Origin of the sequence: Pseudacidovorax intermedius, from assembly GCF_003350475.1 — a bacterium.
GTDB lineage: Bacteria > Pseudomonadota > Gammaproteobacteria > Burkholderiales > Burkholderiaceae_C > Xenophilus > Xenophilus intermedius.
On the sequence record NZ_QQAV01000008.1, the window covers coordinates 170,232 to 186,607 of the forward strand.

General features: G+C 70.2%; 18 protein-coding genes. 3 read left to right on the forward strand and 15 right to left on the reverse strand.

The features are described 5' to 3' along the window. Nucleotides 1–10: 10 nt before the first annotated feature. The gene (locus tag DFR41_RS19170; protein WP_114803920.1) at nucleotides 11–1,582 is read left to right on the forward strand and encodes a tannase/feruloyl esterase family alpha/beta hydrolase; all 1,572 of its coding nucleotides are present in this window, start codon (nucleotides 11–13) and stop codon (nucleotides 1,580–1,582) included. 196 nt (nucleotides 1,583–1,778) lie between these two features. Next, complete coding sequence (locus DFR41_RS19175) at nucleotides 1,779–2,351, forward strand: hypothetical protein (protein WP_114803921.1); 573 nt, start codon at nucleotides 1,779–1,781, stop codon at nucleotides 2,349–2,351. 51 nt (nucleotides 2,352–2,402) lie between these two features. Here the strand turns inward: DFR41_RS19175 and DFR41_RS19180 are convergent, their stop codons facing one another. The 9 genes from DFR41_RS19180 to DFR41_RS19220 all read right to left on the reverse strand — a co-directional run bounded on the left by DFR41_RS19180 (nucleotide 2,403) and on the right by DFR41_RS19220 (nucleotide 10,990). After that, complete coding sequence (locus tag DFR41_RS19180) at nucleotides 2,403–2,615, reverse strand: YbdD/YjiX family protein (protein WP_043112959.1); 213 nt, start codon at nucleotides 2,613–2,615, stop codon at nucleotides 2,403–2,405. Between the two features lie 16 nt (nucleotides 2,616–2,631). Beyond that, nucleotides 2,632–4,710: a carbon starvation CstA family protein gene (locus DFR41_RS19185; RefSeq protein WP_114803922.1), complete on the reverse strand. Its 2,079-nt coding sequence runs from the start codon at nucleotides 4,708–4,710 to the stop codon at nucleotides 2,632–2,634. A gap of 133 nt (nucleotides 4,711–4,843) precedes the next feature. After that, entirely contained in the window at nucleotides 4,844–5,488 is a 645-nt protein-coding gene (locus DFR41_RS19190) for a response regulator (protein WP_114803923.1), read from the reverse strand. Then, nucleotides 5,485–6,843 (reverse strand): cache domain-containing protein, encoded by a 1,359-nt coding sequence (locus DFR41_RS19195; protein WP_114803924.1) that lies wholly within the window; start codon nucleotides 6,841–6,843, stop codon nucleotides 5,485–5,487. The genes DFR41_RS19190 and DFR41_RS19195 overlap by 4 nt, the downstream gene beginning before the upstream one ends. Next, nucleotides 6,840–7,466 carry a pseudouridine synthase gene (locus DFR41_RS19200; RefSeq protein WP_211322628.1) on the reverse strand — a complete coding sequence of 209 codons (627 nt, stop codon included), beginning with the start codon at nucleotides 7,464–7,466 and terminating at the stop codon, nucleotides 6,840–6,842. The genes DFR41_RS19195 and DFR41_RS19200 overlap by 4 nt, the downstream gene beginning before the upstream one ends. Before the next feature lie 99 nt (nucleotides 7,467–7,565). After that, nucleotides 7,566–8,261 (reverse strand): uracil-DNA glycosylase family protein, encoded by a 696-nt coding sequence (locus DFR41_RS19205; protein WP_114803926.1) that lies wholly within the window; start codon nucleotides 8,259–8,261, stop codon nucleotides 7,566–7,568. Between the two features lie 47 nt (nucleotides 8,262–8,308). Beyond that, on the reverse strand, nucleotides 8,309–8,725 hold the full coding sequence (locus DFR41_RS19210) for a type II toxin-antitoxin system VapC family toxin (RefSeq protein WP_114803927.1): 417 nt from the start codon (nucleotides 8,723–8,725) through the stop codon (nucleotides 8,309–8,311). 3 nt (nucleotides 8,726–8,728) lie between these two features. Continuing rightward, a complete protein-coding gene (locus DFR41_RS19215; protein WP_017758957.1) occupies nucleotides 8,729–8,977 on the reverse strand; it encodes a type II toxin-antitoxin system Phd/YefM family antitoxin in 249 nt (82 codons plus the stop codon). Nucleotides 8,978–9,103: 126 nt separating this feature from the next. Next, on the reverse strand, nucleotides 9,104–10,990 hold the full coding sequence (locus tag DFR41_RS19220; protein WP_017758958.1) for a glutamine--tRNA ligase/YqeY domain fusion protein: 1,887 nt from the start codon (nucleotides 10,988–10,990) through the stop codon (nucleotides 9,104–9,106). A gap of 201 nt (nucleotides 10,991–11,191) precedes the next feature. Between DFR41_RS19220 and DFR41_RS19225 the strand changes: the two genes are divergently transcribed. Further along, entirely contained in the window at nucleotides 11,192–11,518 is a 327-nt protein-coding gene (locus DFR41_RS19225) for a hypothetical protein (protein WP_114803928.1), read from the forward strand. Between the two features lie 106 nt (nucleotides 11,519–11,624). Here DFR41_RS19225 and DFR41_RS19230 read toward each other — a convergent pair whose 3' ends face one another. From DFR41_RS19230 to DFR41_RS19255, 6 genes are read right to left on the reverse strand one after another with little or no spacing between them, the layout of a single operon-like run. Continuing rightward, entirely contained in the window at nucleotides 11,625–12,422 is a 798-nt protein-coding gene (locus DFR41_RS19230) for a LytR/AlgR family response regulator transcription factor (protein ID WP_114803929.1), read from the reverse strand. A 13-nt stretch (nucleotides 12,423–12,435) separates the two neighbouring features. After that, on the reverse strand, nucleotides 12,436–13,542 hold the full coding sequence (locus tag DFR41_RS19235) for a sensor histidine kinase (protein ID WP_114803930.1): 1,107 nt from the start codon (nucleotides 13,540–13,542) through the stop codon (nucleotides 12,436–12,438). Between the two features lie 56 nt (nucleotides 13,543–13,598). Continuing rightward, entirely contained in the window at nucleotides 13,599–14,573 is a 975-nt protein-coding gene (locus tag DFR41_RS19240) for a sterol desaturase family protein (RefSeq protein ID WP_114803931.1), read from the reverse strand. Nucleotides 14,574–14,622: 49 nt separating this feature from the next. Continuing rightward, on the reverse strand, nucleotides 14,623–15,297 hold the full coding sequence (locus DFR41_RS19245; protein ID WP_017762167.1) for a glutathione S-transferase family protein: 675 nt from the start codon (nucleotides 15,295–15,297) through the stop codon (nucleotides 14,623–14,625). Between the two features lie 41 nt (nucleotides 15,298–15,338). After that, complete coding sequence (locus DFR41_RS19250; protein ID WP_017762168.1) at nucleotides 15,339–15,623, reverse strand: 2TM domain-containing protein; 285 nt, start codon at nucleotides 15,621–15,623, stop codon at nucleotides 15,339–15,341. 30 nt (nucleotides 15,624–15,653) lie between these two features. Next, nucleotides 15,654–16,190, reverse strand: coding sequence for a DUF6622 family protein (locus DFR41_RS19255; RefSeq protein ID WP_017762169.1), 537 nt, complete (start codon nucleotides 16,188–16,190; stop codon nucleotides 15,654–15,656). Nucleotides 16,191–16,376: the final 186 nt, after the last annotated feature.

Here is a 16,376-nt window from a genome sequence, read left to right on the forward strand (position 1 = left end):
CCCCCTTCGCATGTCCACCCTCTGCCTTGCGGCACTGGGCTGTGCCGCCCAGGCGCAGAACGCCGGCAGCTTCCGCGATTCCGCCCAGTCGGCGTCGCGCTATGCCGAAGCCAGCCTTGCCGCCACCGGCGATTGCGCGCGGCTCGGCCAGCAGGTGACCTCGGTCGAGGGCACGCGGCTGACGGTCCTCAGCGCCACCGCCACGCCCGCTGCGCAGGGCGTGCCGGACTTCTGCCGCATCGTCGCCGTGCTCGACCCCGAGGTGCTCGTTGAAGTGGCGCTGCCCATGCGCTGGAACGGCCGGCTCTACATGCGCGGCAACGGCGGCTATGCCGGCGAGCGCATCGACGCGCCCAGCCGCGTGGCCCTGCGCGACGAGGCGCTCAAGCGCGGCTTCGTCGCCGCGCAGACCAACACCGGCCACGATGCCATCGCGCAACCGCTGGGCAGCTTTGCGCAGAACGACCTCGCAAAGCTGGTCGACTACAGCTTCCGTGCCGTGCACCTGACGGCGCAGGCGTCGAAGGACCTGGCCGCGGCCTTCTATGGCCGCAAGCCGGCCAAGTCCTACTTCGACGGCTGCTCCACCGGCGGGCGGCAGGGCCTGATGTCGGCCCAGCGCTACCCGGCCGACTTCGACGGCATCGCCGCCGGTGCGCCGGTGCTCAACTTCACCGGCACGATGTACGACTACGTGTCGTACGCGCCGCTGATCGCCAAGGCCGGCTTCACCGGCGCGCAGCTGTCGCAGATCGGCCGGGCCATCGTGGCCAAGTGCGACGCGGTGGACGGGCTGAAGGATGGCGTGATCACCGACCCGCGCCGTTGCGTCATCGATCCGAGGGCGGACTTTCCGGGCCTGAGCGAGGCGCAGGTCACTGCGCTGGAGGCCGTGCACCGCGACATGCAGCACAAGGGCCAGGCCGTGTTCCCGGCCTGGCCCTGGGGCTCGGAGGCGCCCGACGCCAGCGGCACCAGCGGCTGGGCGGAATGGTTCGTCTCGATGCCGCGGGCCCCGGCCGCCACTTCTGGCGCGCAGGCCCTGCCGTCTGGCGAGACCCGCCAGAGCGCCTATGCCCAGACCTTCCTGCGCTACTTCGCCGACCAGCCCGCCAGCCGGCCCGATGCCGACTGGCGTAGCTTCGACCTGGACCAGGGCTTCCGCGCCACCGGCTTCATCAGCACGCTGGTGGATGCACGCAACCCCGACCTGAGCGCCTTCGCGGCCCGCGGCGGCAAGATGATCACCTACCACGGCTGGGCCGACCCGGCCCTCAACCCGATGATGAGCATGGGCTACCACGAGGAAGCGGCGCGCGCCACGCCCAAGCTGGACGACAGCTACCGCGTGTTCATGGTGCCCGGCATGCAGCACTGCAACGGCGGCGACGCGCCGAATGTGCTCGATGCGGTCACGGCCGTGATCGACTGGACCGAGACAGGCCGCGCGCCCGCCGCGCTGCTGGCCACCCAGCGCCGCGCCGACGGCAGCGAACGCAGCCGGCCGGTGTGCGCCTATCCGAAGGCGGCGCAGTACCTGGGCGGCGATGCCGACAAGGCGGCCAGCTTCGGCTGTCGGTAAGCCCTCGTTGGTCTTCGACAAGCGGCGACGGCGCCGGCACGTCCAACAGCCTCTGTTGGACGTGCCCCGTTCGTCTGGAGGCTTCCAGGGATACCTGCCGCGCTCTGTTGGGGGCGAACGTGCAGTAAGTCACGCCGTGCGGCGCAGGTAGGCCAGGGCAGCGATTAAATTGCTCCCCCAACAAAGGGAGCGACAAATGGGGAAAAAGAGCCTCAAGCAACAGATACACGAATGTCTATCGCAGGGCATGAGCAAGGCCGAAGCCTTTGCCAAGTTTCAGGGGGCTGGGGCCAAGGATTCCCGGCTGGCGCAAATCATTGCGGCCTATCCGGATCCACTGCTTTGCCAGGCACACAGGGTCAAGCGGCGATTGGTCATCGCCCTTGCCTCTCTGCAGTTGATCCTTGCCTTGGGCTCGGGCCTTGTCCTCGGCGCGCGACATGGCGCCGTGCTGCAGCTTTGCATCGCTGGCGGAATTGCCCTCATTCCTGCGTTGCTGTTATGGGCCTTCATGCGGAATCTGGTGGGAGCCTACAACGCGTACATCTATCTTTCGCTGATGCAGCTGCCGAGTTTGTTGGGGGGATGGGGAGCCCATCCGGGTCAGACCGTCGCCGCCGTCGTTCTCAATCTCGGCTTCGTCCTCTTCGTTCGCAACGTGCGCGAGGGCCTCTTTCCCTACGCAACCCTTTTTGGCACCCGGAAACGCGATGGGCGGTATGCGTTTCTCACTGAGGTGGATCCCTCCCTACGGAACGCCTCTTCGTGATGGCATGACCGAGCGCTGAAGCGAAGGCCGGCGGCAGCGCTCCATCCCTTATCAGCAGCAGCGCCCCTTGCCCGCGCCGTAGCGCGCCTCCAGCCGCTCGCGGAAGAATTCCTCGTAGCTCATCGGCGCGCGGTCCGGATGGGTCTGCGCCATGTGCGACAGGTAGGTGTCGTAGTCGGGCAGGCCCACCATCAGCCGCAGCGACTGGCGCACCGAGCGGGCGATGTAGCGCCCGGTCTCGGGCAGCGTGGCGAGGCTCACCATGGCGCGCACATGCCGGTCAATGGGCCCCGGCCGCACGCGCGCCCGCGGCCATCGGCTCGTAGGGCGTCTCGTGCACCGTCGGCCGGTTGGCGGCCCGGGCCGACAGGCAGGCGCGGACGGTGTAGACCAGCACGCTCAGCACCACGAACATGAAGAGGGCGCACAGCCCGGCGTCGAGCCGGTCGTTGAACACGATGCGGGCCATGGCCTCGGGCGTCTTGGCCGGCGCCACCAGCACGCCGTTGGCGATGCCCTCGGTGTACTTCGCAGCATGGGCCAGGAAGCCGACCTTGGGGTCGGACGAGAAGATCTTCTGCCAGCCCGCCGTCAGCGTGCAGGCCAGCAGCCACACGGCCGGCGCGGCCGCCACCCAGGCATAGCGCTCGCGCTTCATGCGGAACAGCACCACCACACCCAGCAGGAGCGCCACGGCGGCCAGCATCTGGTTGGAGATGCCGAACAGCGGCCACAGCGTGTTGATGCCGCCCAGCGGATCGACCACGCCCTGGTACAGGAAGTAGCCCCAGGCCGCCACCGTCAGTGCCGTGGCCAGCAGGTTGGCCGGCAGCGAGTCGGTGCGCTTGAGCACGGGCACGAAGCTGCCCAGCAGGTCCTGCAGCATGAAGCGGCCGGCGCGCGTGCCGGCGTCCACCGCCGTCAGGATGAACAGCGCCTCGAACAGGATCGCGAAGTGGTACCAGAAGGCCATCATGGCCTGGCCGCCGATCACCTGGTGCAGGATGTGCGCCATGCCCACGGCCAGCGTGGGCGCGCCGCCGGCACGGCCCAGGATGGTGTGCTCGCCCACGTCCTTCGCGGTCTGCGCCAGCATCTCGGGCGTGACCATGAAGCCCCAGCCGGAGATGGTGGCCGCGGCCTGCTGGGCGGTGCTGCCCACCAGCGCGGCCGGGCTGTTCATGGCGAAGTAGATGCCGGGCTCGATGCATGAGGCCGCCACCAGCGCCATCACCGCGACGAAGGACTCGGCCAGCATGCCGCCGTAGCCGATGAAGCGGGCATGGCGCTCGTTGTCGAGCATCTTGGGCGTGGTGCCCGAGGAGATCAGCGCATGGAAGCCCGACACCGCGCCACAGGCGATGGTGATGAACAGGAAGGGGAACATCGAGCCCGACCACACCGGGCCGTTGCCATCGGCGAACTGCGTGAGCGCGGGCATCTGCAGCTGCGGCATCACGATCACGATGCCGATGGCCAGCGCCACGATGGTGCCGATCTTGAGGAAGGTCGACAGGTAGTCGCGCGGTGCCAGCAGCAGCCACACCGGCAGGCTGGCGGCCACGAAGCCGTAGCCGATCAGCATCCACGTCAGCGCCTTGCCGTCGAAGGTGAACATCGCGGCCCAGGCCGCGTTCTCGCTCACCGCCTGGCCGCCGAAGATGGCGGCCATCAGCAGCACGAAGCCGATGATCGACACCTCGCCAATGCGGCCCGGGCGGAGGTAGCGCAGGTACAGGCCCATGAACACGGCCACCGGCACCGTGGCCGCGACCGTGAAGGTGCCCCAGGGCGATTCGGCCAGCGCCTTCACCACGATCAGGGCCAGCACCGCCAGGATGATGATCATGATCATGAAGGTGCCGAAGAGGGCGATCATGCCGGGCACGGTGCCCATCTCCTGCTTGACCAGGTCGCCCAGCGATCGGCCGTCGCGGCGGGTGGAGATGAACAGCACGATGAAGTCCTGCACCGCGCCGGCGAACACCACGCCGGCCAGCACCCACAGCAGCCCGGGCAGGTAGCCCATCTGCGCCGCCAGCACCGGGCCCACCAGCGGCCCCGCGCCCGCGATGGCCGCGAAGTGGTGGCCGAACAGCACGTTCTTGTCGGTGGGCACGTAGTCCAGGCCGTCGTTGTGCCGGTGCGCGGGGGTCTTGCGCGAGCCGTCCAGCCCCAGCACCTTGTCGGCGATGAAGAGGCTGTAGTAGCGGTAGGCGATGAGGTAGGTGCAGACGGCGGCGGTCACGACCCACAGGGCGTTGACGCTTTCGCCGCGCGTGAGGGCGACAGTGGCCAGCGCGAAGGCGCCGACGACCGCCACCACGAGCCACACCAGGTGGCGGCGGAGGCTTTGCATGTGCGTTGTCTCTCGAGGGTTGGGATAACCCATCGAGTGTCGGAAGCGGCGCCGCGCGGCGCATCCGTTGCAGTGCGTGGGCGGTCCGCGAGGTATTGCCTAAGGGACAACCCTGGTGCGCTGTGCGAGGCCTTCAGCGGCCGTCCGGGCCGAACTGCCGCGTGTGCTCCACCGCATAGCGGATCAGCTCCGCCTGCCCCTCGATCCCAAGCCGGCGCTTGATGCTCTGCCGGTGCGCGTCCACCGTGCGCACCGACAGGCCCAGGTCGCGGGCGATCTGCTTGCTGGATTCGCCGCGGCCGATGGCCGACAGGATCTCGCTTTCGCGCGGGGTGAGCAGCGGCCGCGGCGCCTGGTTGCGGAACAGCTTTTTCGACACCGCCGGGCTCAGGAAGGTGCCGCCGGCCGCCACGGCCTCGATGGCGGCGACGATCTCGGAGGCCGGCGCGTCCTTGAGCACATAGCCCTGGGCGCCGGCCTGCAGGGCGCGCTGCACGTACTCGGGGTTGTCGTACATGCTGAGCATGACGACGTGCGGCGGCGCCGGCCGGGCCAGCAGCAGGGCGGCCAGCTCGATGCCGTTCATGTCCTTCATACCGACGTCGACCAGCATCAGATCGGGCCGCGCGGCATCGACCTGGGCCAGGGCCTCGGCGGCGCTGCCGGCCTCGCCGACGATGCGCAGGCCGGGCAGCGCCTCCAGTCGGGCGCGCAGGCCATCGCGCACCAGCGGATGGTCGTCGACCAGGAACAGGCGCACGGGCGTGGCGGAGGTCATGCGGAGTCTTCCTTGAAAGCGCGCGGCAGTTCGGCCGTCACGCGGGTGTGGCCGGGCGTGGACTGCAGGCGCAGGCGCCCGCCGGCCGCTTCCATGCGCTCGCGCATGTGGCGCAGGCCCAGGCCGCGGTGCGGATCGGCCTGCGCCGCCTCCACATCGAAGCCGAGCCCGTCGTCCGCCACCGTGAGGCGCACGAGCCCGGGGTCGAAATGCAGCTGCAGGTCGACATGGACCGCGCCGGCATGCTTCTGGACATTGGTCAGCGCCTCCTGCGCGACGCGGAAGAGGGCGGTCTTGGCCTCGGCCGACAGCTCGCCGGCCTCGCCCGTGACCTGCAGCGCGACCGTGGGGCCGGCGCCACCGGCCTCGTCCACCAGCCGTTCCAGCGCGGCGGGCAGGCCCAGGGTGTCGAGCAGCGCGGGCCGCAGTCGGTGCGAGATGTGGCGCACTTCCAGCAGCGCCTCGCCCAGGCGCTGCAGCGCCCGCGCGAGCAGCGGCGGCACCGGGCGGCCCTCGCGCTGCAGGCCGTCCACGGCCGACTCGACCAGCAGCTTGGCCGACACCAACGTCTGGCTGGTGCCGTCGTGCAGCTCGCGGGCCAGGTGGGCGCGCTCTTCTTCCTGCGACTGCACCACGCGCCGCGCCAACTGGCGCAGCTTGGCCTCGGCCACGCGGTGCTCGCTGAGGTTGAGCAGCAGGCCGCCCGCGCTCACGGCCGCGAGCGAGAGCGTGGCGATGGCCGCGATCCACAGCAGCGTGCCGCTGACGTTGCCGCTCGTCTGCTGGTCCAGCGCGTCGAGCGTGGCCTGGATGTCGTCCAGGTACAGGCCGGTGCCGACCATCCATTGCCAGCGGTCCAGCGCCTGCACATAGCCCAGCTTGGGCGCCAGACCGCCCGCCGAGGGCTTGCGCCATTCGTATTCGACGTAGCCGCCGCCCGCGCGGGCCCGGCCGATCAGGTCGCGGATGGTGTAGCGGCCCTGCGAATCGCGCAGATCCCACAGCGACTGGCCGACCAGCTCGGGCTGGCGCGAATGCATCAGCACATGGCCCTGCAGGTCGTAGACGAAGAAGTAGCCGTCGTTGCCATAGTCCAGCGTGCCGAGCAGGCGCAGCGCCTCCTGCCGCGTGACCGCGTCGTCGCCGCGCTGGTAGAGCGGGCGGATCACGCTCAGAGCCAGGTCCACGTAGCTGCGGAGCTCGCCGCGGCGCTGGGCCATGTGACTCTGCTCGATCAGGAGCCGCTCGCGCTGGTGCAGGTCGCGCGACTGGTGCTGCAGGCCGAAGGCGACCAGGCCCAGAGCCGCCAGCAGCGGCAGCACGGCCAGGGCGATGATCTTGGTGCGCAGGGTCATGGGCGGCGGCGGGGTGGGCTGCGGCGCGGGGGCGCGGCAGTTCGGGGCACCGGCGCATCGAGCACCGGCGGCACCTCCAGCGCCGCCCAGGTGCCGGCCGCCAGCCCGTCGAGCACGAAGGGGCCGATGGCGACGCGGATCAGCCGCAGCGTCGGCAGTCCTACCGCCGCCGTCATCCGCCGCACCTGCCGGTTGCGGCCCTCTCGGATGGCCAGCTCGACCCAGTCGGTGGGAATGTTCTTGCGCTCGCGGATCGGCGGCTCGCGCGGCGGCAGTTGCGGTGGCGGATCGAGCCGGCGCGCGCGCGCCGGCAGCGTCGGCCCGTCGTTGAGCACGACACCGTGGCGCAGCTGCGCCAGCGCCTCGTCGGTGCACAGGCCCTCCACCTGCACCCAGTAGGTCTTTTCCATCTTGTGCCGCGGATCGGCGATCCGCGCCTGCAGCGGGCCGTCGCTGGTCAGCAGCAGCAGGCCTTCGCTGTCGGCGTCGAGCCGGCCGGCCGCATGCACGCCGGGCAGGTCGATGAACTCCTTGAGCCCGCGCCAGCGCCCCTCGGGCGTGAACTGGCTGAGCACGCCGTAGGGTTTGTTGAAGCGGATGAGGCGGGGGGGCGGCGCAGTCATGGACGGCGGCGAGCATAGCCCCGCCCTGAAGTCCGGTCGCCGCCATGGCGCAATCGTCCGCGGCCTCTTCGCGGCAAAGCGCATTGAGGCGCCGGGGCGTCAGCTCAAGTGCCGCAGGCGTGCATCCATCAGCGCCGAGAAGCGCGAGAACCACACCGCATTGGCCGGCGACGGATGCGGCAGCGGCGCGAGCGTGACGGGGTGCGTGACGCCGCCGTGCGCGTAGCCGACTTCCAGCGTGCGGCCATAGCGCTCGTCGCCCAGCGCCCAGAAGTCGTCGAGGGCCGCATTCACCTCGGCTGGTTGCCCGATGCCGAACCAGAAGAAGGCCTCGCGGCCCAGCGCGATCACGGTGCGCCGGCCACCGCGGCCGTGCCACAGGTCGATGAGCAGTTCCGCCATCAGCGGCTGGAAGCGCCGCTTGACCGCCATCGACCAGGCCTTGTTGCCCACCGGCTTGTAGGGCGCGGTGTTGAGCCAGAACACGCCCGATCCGGCCTCGATGGATTCCGCGAAGTCCGGCGCCGGCGCGTCTGGCCCATGCCGCTGCCTGTGCAGCGCCGCCCGCACCAGTTGCCCGCCCTTGCCCAGAAAGGGCTGCCCCTGCTGCGCCTCGGTGCGCCCCGGGTCGCGGCCGAAGATGCACAGCGCCGCGTCCCGCGGCCCCAGCCCGATGACCGGATCGCGCCAGTCGCGGCCGGCGGATTCGTAGGCCTCGCGGTCGATGCCGGGCAGGTCCTGCGCCAGGCGGCGGAAGGCGGCGTGCTGGGCGGCTGAAAGGCGGGTGCAGGTCATCGTTCGCTGACGGGAGAGGCATCGAGGCGAGGCGGCAGGGACGCTGGTCAGACCGCCTGCCAGGGGTTGAAGACCTGCACCGGCATGCCGGCGAAGTCCCGCGTGTTGCGCGTGACCAGCACCAGGTCATGGACGAGCGCCGTGGCGGCGAGCAGGCTGTCGATGGCCGGCAGGGGGCGGCCAGCCTCTGCGACCAGCCGTCCCCAGCGGTCGGCAACCGCGGCGTCGATGCCCAGGACGCGGCCCGTGAAGAAGAGCGGCAGGTCGACCTCCAGCCAGTCTGCCAGCACCTGGCGCCTGGCGGGCTCCGGCACGCCGGCGATGCCCTTTCGGATCTCGCCCAGCGTCAGCACGCTGAGGTACAGCGTCGTGGGTGGCCGCCTGGCGAACCAGGCGGCCACGTTCGCATCGGGCACGCGCCGCCGCAACTCGGACAGCGCGTTGGTGTCGACCAGGTAGCTCACGACTCAGAATGCCGCGTCGCGCGTGGGGCTGGGGTCGCGCTCGAACACCAGGTCGTCCTGGCCCGCCAGCGGCGAGCGCTGCATGAAGTCCAGCAGCGAGCCCTGCGCCTGAGACAGACGGTCAAAGGTCTGGCGGGAGACGACCACCGCCACCGACTTGCCGTGCACCGTGATGTCCTGCGGCTGTTCCTGGGCGGACTTCACCAGCTCGGACATGCGCGCCTTGGCGTCCTGCATCTGCCATTTCTGCATCGTTTTCTCCCGTTCTGACCAGAAAGGTCAGATTTTAGGCGGCGTTGCAGGCCCTCCATGCAAAAGGGCCGGTCTGCGGACCGGCCCTTGCCTGCTGCGTATCGGCCGAGACCGAACACGAAGCGCTCATTTCCCCCAGCTGTCCTTCAACCCGCTCGTGCGGTTGAACACCAGCCGCCCCACGGCCGAGCCCTTCGCGTCGACCACGAAGTAGCCCAGGCGCTCGAACTGGTAGTTCGTTTCGGCCGCGGAGCCGGCCAGGCCGGCTTCGACGTAGCCCTGCACGGTGCTCAGGCTGGCGTCGTTCAGCTCGTCGGCGATGGTGTCGGCGCTGCCGGGCTGCTCTGTCTTGAACAGGCGCTCGTAGAGGCGGATCTCGGCGGGCACGGCGTCATGCGCGCCCACCCAGCCGATCACGCCCTTGACCTTCACGCTGTCGGCGCCCGGCGTGCCGCTCTTGGTGTCGGGCAGCACCTCGGCCAGCACCTTGGTGACCTTGCCGTCGGCGTCCTGCTCGAAGCCCGTGCATTGCACGACGTAGCCGTACTTCAAGCGCACCTTGTTGCCGTCGATGGCCTGCTTGCTGGCGTTGGTATGCGGCGGGTAGAGGCGGCGGTAGCCCTTCTCGGGCACGGCCTGGAAGTCCTCGCGTTCGATCCACAGCCTCTTGCCGAAGGTGAAGTGGCGCTGTCCGGCGGATTCGTCGTGCGGATTCACCGGGGCGTGGCAGGGCTCCAGGTGGCCGGCGCCCAGGGTGGCGTCCCAGTTCGTGATCTCCAGGGCCAGCGGGTCCAGCACCGCCATGGCCCGCGGCGCGACCGGATCCAGCGCATCGCGCAGCGCGGCTTCGAGGGCGGCGTACTCGGTCCAGGCGCCGCCGGACTTGGTGGTGCCGCTGCGCTCGCAGAAGAGCTTGAGTGCCTCGGGCGTGTAGCCGCGCCGGCGCAGGCCGGCCAGGGTGGGCATGCGCGGGTCGTCCCAGCCGTCCACATGGCCTTCCTCGACCAGCTGGCGCAGCTTGCGCTTGCTGGTGATGACGTGGGTGACGTTGAGGCGGGCGAATTCGTACTGGCGCGGCGGCGGGGCGGTGAGCAGCCCACCTTCGATCAGGCGCGCCATCAGCCAGTCGTAGAAGGGGCGCTGGTCCTCGAACTCCAGCGTGCAGATGCTGTGGGTGATCTGCTCCAGCGCGTCCTCGATGGGGTGCGCGAAGGTGTACATCGGGTAGATGCACCACTGGTCGCCGGTGTTGTGGTGCGTGGCGCGGCGGATGCGGTAGAGCGTGGGGTCGCGCAGGTTGATGTTGGGGCTCGCCATGTCGATCTTGGCGCGCAGCACCGCGGCGCCGTCGGGCAGTTCGCCGTTCTTCATCTGGCGCAGGCGGACGAGGTTCTCTTCCGGCGTGCGGCTGCGGAAGGGACTGTCGGTGCCGGGCGTGCCGAAGTCGCCGCGGTTGGCGCGCATCTGCTCGGGCGTCTGCTCGTCCACGTAGGCATGGCCGGCCGTTACCAGGTGCTCGGCCGCGCGGTACATGAAGTCGAAGTAGTTGCTGGCGTAGTAGATGTGATCCTGCGCGGCGCCGGGCTGCGTTGGCACGTCCGCCAGCGCGGTGGAATAGCCCATCCACCGGATCGCCTCGCGGATGGAGTCGACGTATTCCTGCTCTTCCTTCTCGGGGTTGGTGTCGTCGAAGCGCAGGTGGCACACGCCGCCGTATTCCCTGGCGAGCTCGAAGTTCAGCCAGATGCTCTTGGCATGGCCGATGTGCAGGTAGCCGTTGGGCTCGGGGGGAAAGCGGGTGCGAATCTTCGCCGGATCGGGCATGCCGGCCTGGTGGAAGGGCCCGTCGCCCGGGCCACCGCCCCAGCGGCGCGAGTCATAGGTGCCCTGTTCCAGGTCGGTTTCGATGACGTGGCGCAGGAAGTTGCTCGGGGCGGCCGGGGCCGCGGACGCGGCAGCCTGCTTGCCGCCGTTGTTCTTGTTGTCGCCGTGCGGGGCAGTGGGAGAAGTCATCGGGGAATTTTATGGGTGGGCCGGCGTCGATGGTTTCGCCGCGCTGCAGCGCAAGTGGCGCCCACGATGCCGGAGGGGTTACGTCTGGCAACCAACGTCACGTTCACGGGTGAACCTTTCCGGGGCTTTGGCCGTTCTATGGGTCAGGTGGACGGCAGTTTTGCGAATGGCGTCCTTCCCCAGTTTTTCCAGGAGATCGAGATGAATGTCTCTCGCACGGGCTTCTTCAAGTTGGCGGCGGCTGCCGCCGTTGCGGCGGGTGCCCTGTTTGCCGCATCGTCGGCCAGCGCGCAGGTGAGCTGGTCGCTGGGCGTGTCGGTGCCGGGCGTGGCCGTGGGCGTGGCGGCCCCTCCGCCTGCTTACTACGGCCCCCCGCCAGCCTATTACGTGGCGCCCCCGGCCCCGGTGTATTACCGGCCGCCGCCGCCGGTGTACTACCGCCCGCCGCCGCAGGTGGTGTATGAGCCGGCACCGGTCTACTACGGCCCCGGACCGTACTACTACCGCCACCATCACCACTGGCGCTGATGGCAGCGGATCGGCCCAAGGGCCGATCCGTGCAGCGCCCAAGCCGCCTCGCCGCTTGCCGGCAGGCGGCTTTTTCGTGGGCGCTCGCATGCGCCTGCACCACGCGCTACATCGCCCGGAACAGCGGCGCGTAGAGTCGGCTCACGGGCAACGGCTCATCCGGGCGGCCCCGCAGCGTCAGCTGCATGCGGCCGGCTTCGTCGCGGTGGACGGCGTCGACGGCATCGGCCCGCACCACCACCGCGCGGTGGATCTGCCAGAAGCGCTGCGGATCGAGCTGCGGCAGCAACTGCTTGAGCGGCGTGCGGATCAGGTGTTCGGCGTCGGCCGTCAGCACCCGTACGTACTTGTCGGCGGCCTCGAAGTACAGCACCTCGTCCACCGGCACCATGCGCACGGTCGTGCCGCCCGCATTGCTGGCCGCGATGAACTTGAGTGGCGCCGATTCCCCGCGCGGCGGCGAGGCGGCGCCCAGCAGGTCGCGCCACTGCGCCAGTGCCTGCTGCGGCAGGGCCGCGGGCGCGGCCAGGCGTTCCTGCAGGCGGGCGACGGTGCGCGCGAGCCGCTGCGGCTGAACCGGCTTCATCAGGTAGTCCAGCGCCTGCGCCTCGAAGGCGCGGGCGGCGTATTCGTCGTAGGCGGTGACGAAGACCAGTTGCGGCATGGGCGCTTCGTCGGCAGGCCAGCGCTCCGCGATTTCTTCGGCGGCGGCCAGGCCGTCCTGACCGGGCATGCGGATGTCCATGAACAGCACGTCGGGGCGCAGCCGTAGCGCCTCGCGGGCGGCGCTCAGGCCATCGCCGACGACGGCCGTCACCTGCAGGGCGGGCCAGGCGCGGGCCAGCTCGACCTGCAGGGACTGGGCGAGCAGCGGTTCGTCTTCGGCGATCAGGGCGGTCGGCATCGGCAGGGCGTGGTCAGGCGGAAGCGGGCAGGGGCAGGGTGACGGTGGCGCGGGTGCCGCCGCCGGGCGGCGAACTCAGCGTGAGCGTGCCGCGCTCGCCATGCAGGGTGCGCAGGCGCTCGCGCACCTGCGTGAGGCCGAAGCCGCCCGCGGACGCCGCGCCGTCGTCCGAAGGCGGCGGGCCTGCGCCTTCGCCAGGCCGGCCATCCGGTGCCGTGGCCAGGCCCGCGCCCGTGTCGATGACGTCGATGACGAGGTCGCCGTCCTCGCGCCGGGCCAGCACGCGGATCTCGCCGCCTTCGACCTGGGGCTCCAGCCCGTGGCGAATGGCGTTCTCGACCAGCGGCTGCAGCAGCAGCGGGGGCACCGGCACCTCGCGCAGCCCGGGCGGCAACTCGAGCGTGCAGCGCAGGCGCGGCCCCATGCGCACGGCCATCAGCGCCAGGTAGTCGGCAAGGCGGTCGAATTCCTGCGACAGCGGATGCAGCGTGCTGCGCGAGCCGCCCAGCGTGGCGCGCAGGTAGTCGTTGAGCCGGTCCAGCATGGCCACGGCCCGTTCGGGATCGGTGCCGATCAGCACGCGCAGGTTGGCCAGGGTGTTGAACAGCATGTGCGGTTCCAGCTGCGTCTCCAGCAGCTTCAGCCGCGCCTCGGAGGCGTCGCGGGCGGCAGCGGCGATCTCTGCGGCCATCGCGGCCGACTTGCCCTTGGCGTGGAAGTAGAAGGAGCCGATGGCGCCGGCCGCCACCGTGATGTACAGCCCGATGATGTTCTTGTTGGCGGGGCCGGCGTCGCTGTCGCCGGGGCCGATCAGCCAGTAGGCCACCTCGTCGCCCACGTAGAAGCCCACCAGGATGCCGGTGACGGTGAGGACCAGTCCGCGCCAGCCCTTGGGCCAGCCACGGCCGCCCTCGGGGTTGCCATGGCAGTGGCGCGGGTCGACCAGGTAACGGCCGGCTTCCATCGTGGCCCAGCAGATCGTGCCGATGCACACCGAATAGACGAGCTGGATCAGGTAGCTGCGCGTGGGCCACATCAGCGTGGTGAACACCGTCACCACGCAGCACAAGGCCAGCACATGCAGGTAGTGGCGCAGGAGGCTGCGCAGCAGGACGGTCATCGCCGATGCGCCGGTCGCCGGCGGCCGGCCTCCAGGCGCTGCATCCGAGGGCTGGGTCATGGGGCCGGCAGCGGTGGCGCGATCACCGCGTCCGTCGTCGGGCCGCGCGGCACGGGTGCCGGCGTCAGAGCCGGTGACGCCCGCATTGCATGGCGACGCAGTTCTTCCGTCGTCTCGCCGCCGCCGGGCCGCCATCCCGGCGGGCGCCACAGGTAGCCCAGCGCCTCGTCCACCGACTTCGCGCCGCGAAGGTCGCGCCACAGCGCGCGCCAGCCGTCGAACTCGATGGCCAGCAGGTTGTACGAGGTCTGTGGCTTGACCAGGCCGTAGCGCGGCTTCACGTCCTCGCGCTCGGCGATGTAGGTGCCGAACAGGCGGTCGAAAATGATCAGCACGCCGCCGTAGTTGCCGTCCAGGTATTCGAGGTTCGACGCATGGTGCACGCGGTGCGCCGAGGGCGTGTTGAGCACCCATTCCAGCGGGCCCAGGCGCGGGATCCAGGTGGCATGGATCCAGAACTGGTAGAGCAGGTTGAGCGTGAACATCAGCAGGATCAGCCGCGGCGGCGCGCCCAGCAGCGGAGCGAGCAGGAAGAAGGCCAGGACGCCGGTGAGCTTGCCCGTCCAGCCGAAGCGGTAGGCCGCCGACAGGTTGAGGTCGTTGGGCGAATGGTGGATGGAATGCGTGCACCAGAACCAGCGCACGCGGTGTGCCGCGCGGTGGTACCAGTAATAGCAGAACTCCTGCAGCAGGAAGGCCGCCACCCAGCCCGTCCAGTGGTCCAGCGGCAGGGTGAACAGCCGGTGCGCATAGAGCCAGTCCATCCAGCCCACCCAGAAGGCCAGCGGCAGCAGCCAGCGCAGCGGGTATTCGCGCACCAGGAAGTCGATCACCGACAGCCCGGCGGACTTCCAGTCGTAGGCCGGCCCCAGCCCGCGGGTGTGGCGCCACGACAGTACCGCGGCCTCCAGCAGCGAGGCGACCAGCACCGTCACGACGGCGAACTTGAGGATGAGCAGAAGAACGGGCATAGCGGCGCGCTCCGGACGAGGTGTTGGGGAAAGGACGCCGGCGCTGCGCTCAATCCATCAGGGCGTAGGGGCCGCCACGCTGCAGCGCGCGCTGGTAGGCCGGCCGTGCGTGGATGCGTTCGAGCCACGCCATCAGCTTCGGCCGGCTGCCGTCCAAGCCGGCCCGGGCGCGGGCCGCCTCGACCGGGAAGCTCATCTGGATGTCGGCCACGCTGAAGTACGGGCCGGCGAACCAGTCGCGCTGGGCCAGCTCGGACTCCATGAAGTCCAGGTGCTGGCGCAGCTGTGGCTGCACGAAGCTGGCCATGGCCTTGTCGGCGATGCCGCGGGCGATGGGCTTGACGAAGAAGGGCATCTTCGCGCCCTTGATGCGGTTGAACACCAGCGTGAGCAGCAGCGGCGGCATGGCCGAACCCTCGCCGTAGTGCAGCCAGTAGCGGCAGCGCAGGGCCTCGGGGCTACCGGCCTCGGGCAGCAGGGCGGCCGCGGGGTAGCGCTCGGCCAGCGTCTCCAGGATGGCGCCGGATTCGGCGAGCACGCTGCCGTCGTCGAGTGTGACGACCGGCGCCTTGCCCAGGGGATGCACCCGCTTGAGCTCGGGCGGCGCCAGCATGGTGGCCGGGTCGCGCTTGTACTGCACGATCTCGTAGGGAAGCTGGAGTTCTTCCAGCAGCCAGAGTACGCGCTGGGAACGGGAGTTTTCGAGGTGATGGACGGTGATCATGGGGCGCGATGTTGCCTCAGAAAGCAAGGAGGGACGGGACGTCAGCGGCCGGTCCGGGCCAGTCGCTCCCGCTCGCGTTGCACCATGTGTGCCATCACCGGGTTGCCGGGCGCGAAGACCCACACGCCCAGGCCATGGAAGAACAGGCCCAGGCCCCAGCCCAGCAGCGGGAAGACTGCCCAGTGCCGGCCCTGCGCGAGCGACAGCACGATCAGTCCGAGGTTCACGAGCGCATAGATGGCGGCGTGGCAGAACCAGCCCAGCTTGGCCCGGGCACGGCGTTGTGCCAGGACATCGAGGGCGGCGGAAGACAGTTCGGGGCGCATGATGGATTCGCGGCAATGGGTGGAGAAGGATCAGGCCAGCGACGCGGCACGGTCGGCGCTGATCGCAAGGCGCCACAGCCGCAGGGCGCCGCCCGCGAAGATGCCGCTGAACAGGCCGTACAGGGCGCTGATGCCCAGGGCGAAGCCGCTGTCCTGCGCCAGGCCGGGATGGAAGACCAGCGTCACGCCGACGACGTACTTGGTGAGGAAGATGCCCATCATCCGCACCAGCGGCCAGGGGCTGCCGGGCAGCAGGAACTCGCGCAGCTCGGGGTCGTACTGGGTGCGCGGCGACAGCGGCCGCGCCTGCATCCAGAAGCCGCTGGCGGCGGCAGCGACCACCCAGGCCACCAGGGCCAGCAGGCCAGCCTGCGAATGGCCGAAGGCCGAGGCCACGCCATAGAGCGCGAAGCCGACCAGCGCCAGCGGCAGCACGGTGACGCCGGCCAGGCTGACCTCGCGCGTCACCAACTGCCGCGCGCCGCGCCAGGCCAGCACCGCGAAGACGGCGAACACCCAGGTGGGGGTGTGCGCGACGATCTGGAAGAGCATGGAATCGGTGAGCATGGAAACTCCTTGAGTGAGGTCAGGTGGATGAGGGCCGCCGGCAGGCAGGCTGCGATGGGAGGGGACTGTGCCGGCGGCCCGGGCCCGCCGCCACCGGCCTGCGATGAATGGCGCCAGCTTGGCGCGAACGGCAGGATGGCGGCGCGAACGGCAGCGGGCTGAGGCTGCGCGGCGGCCGCCCGCGAG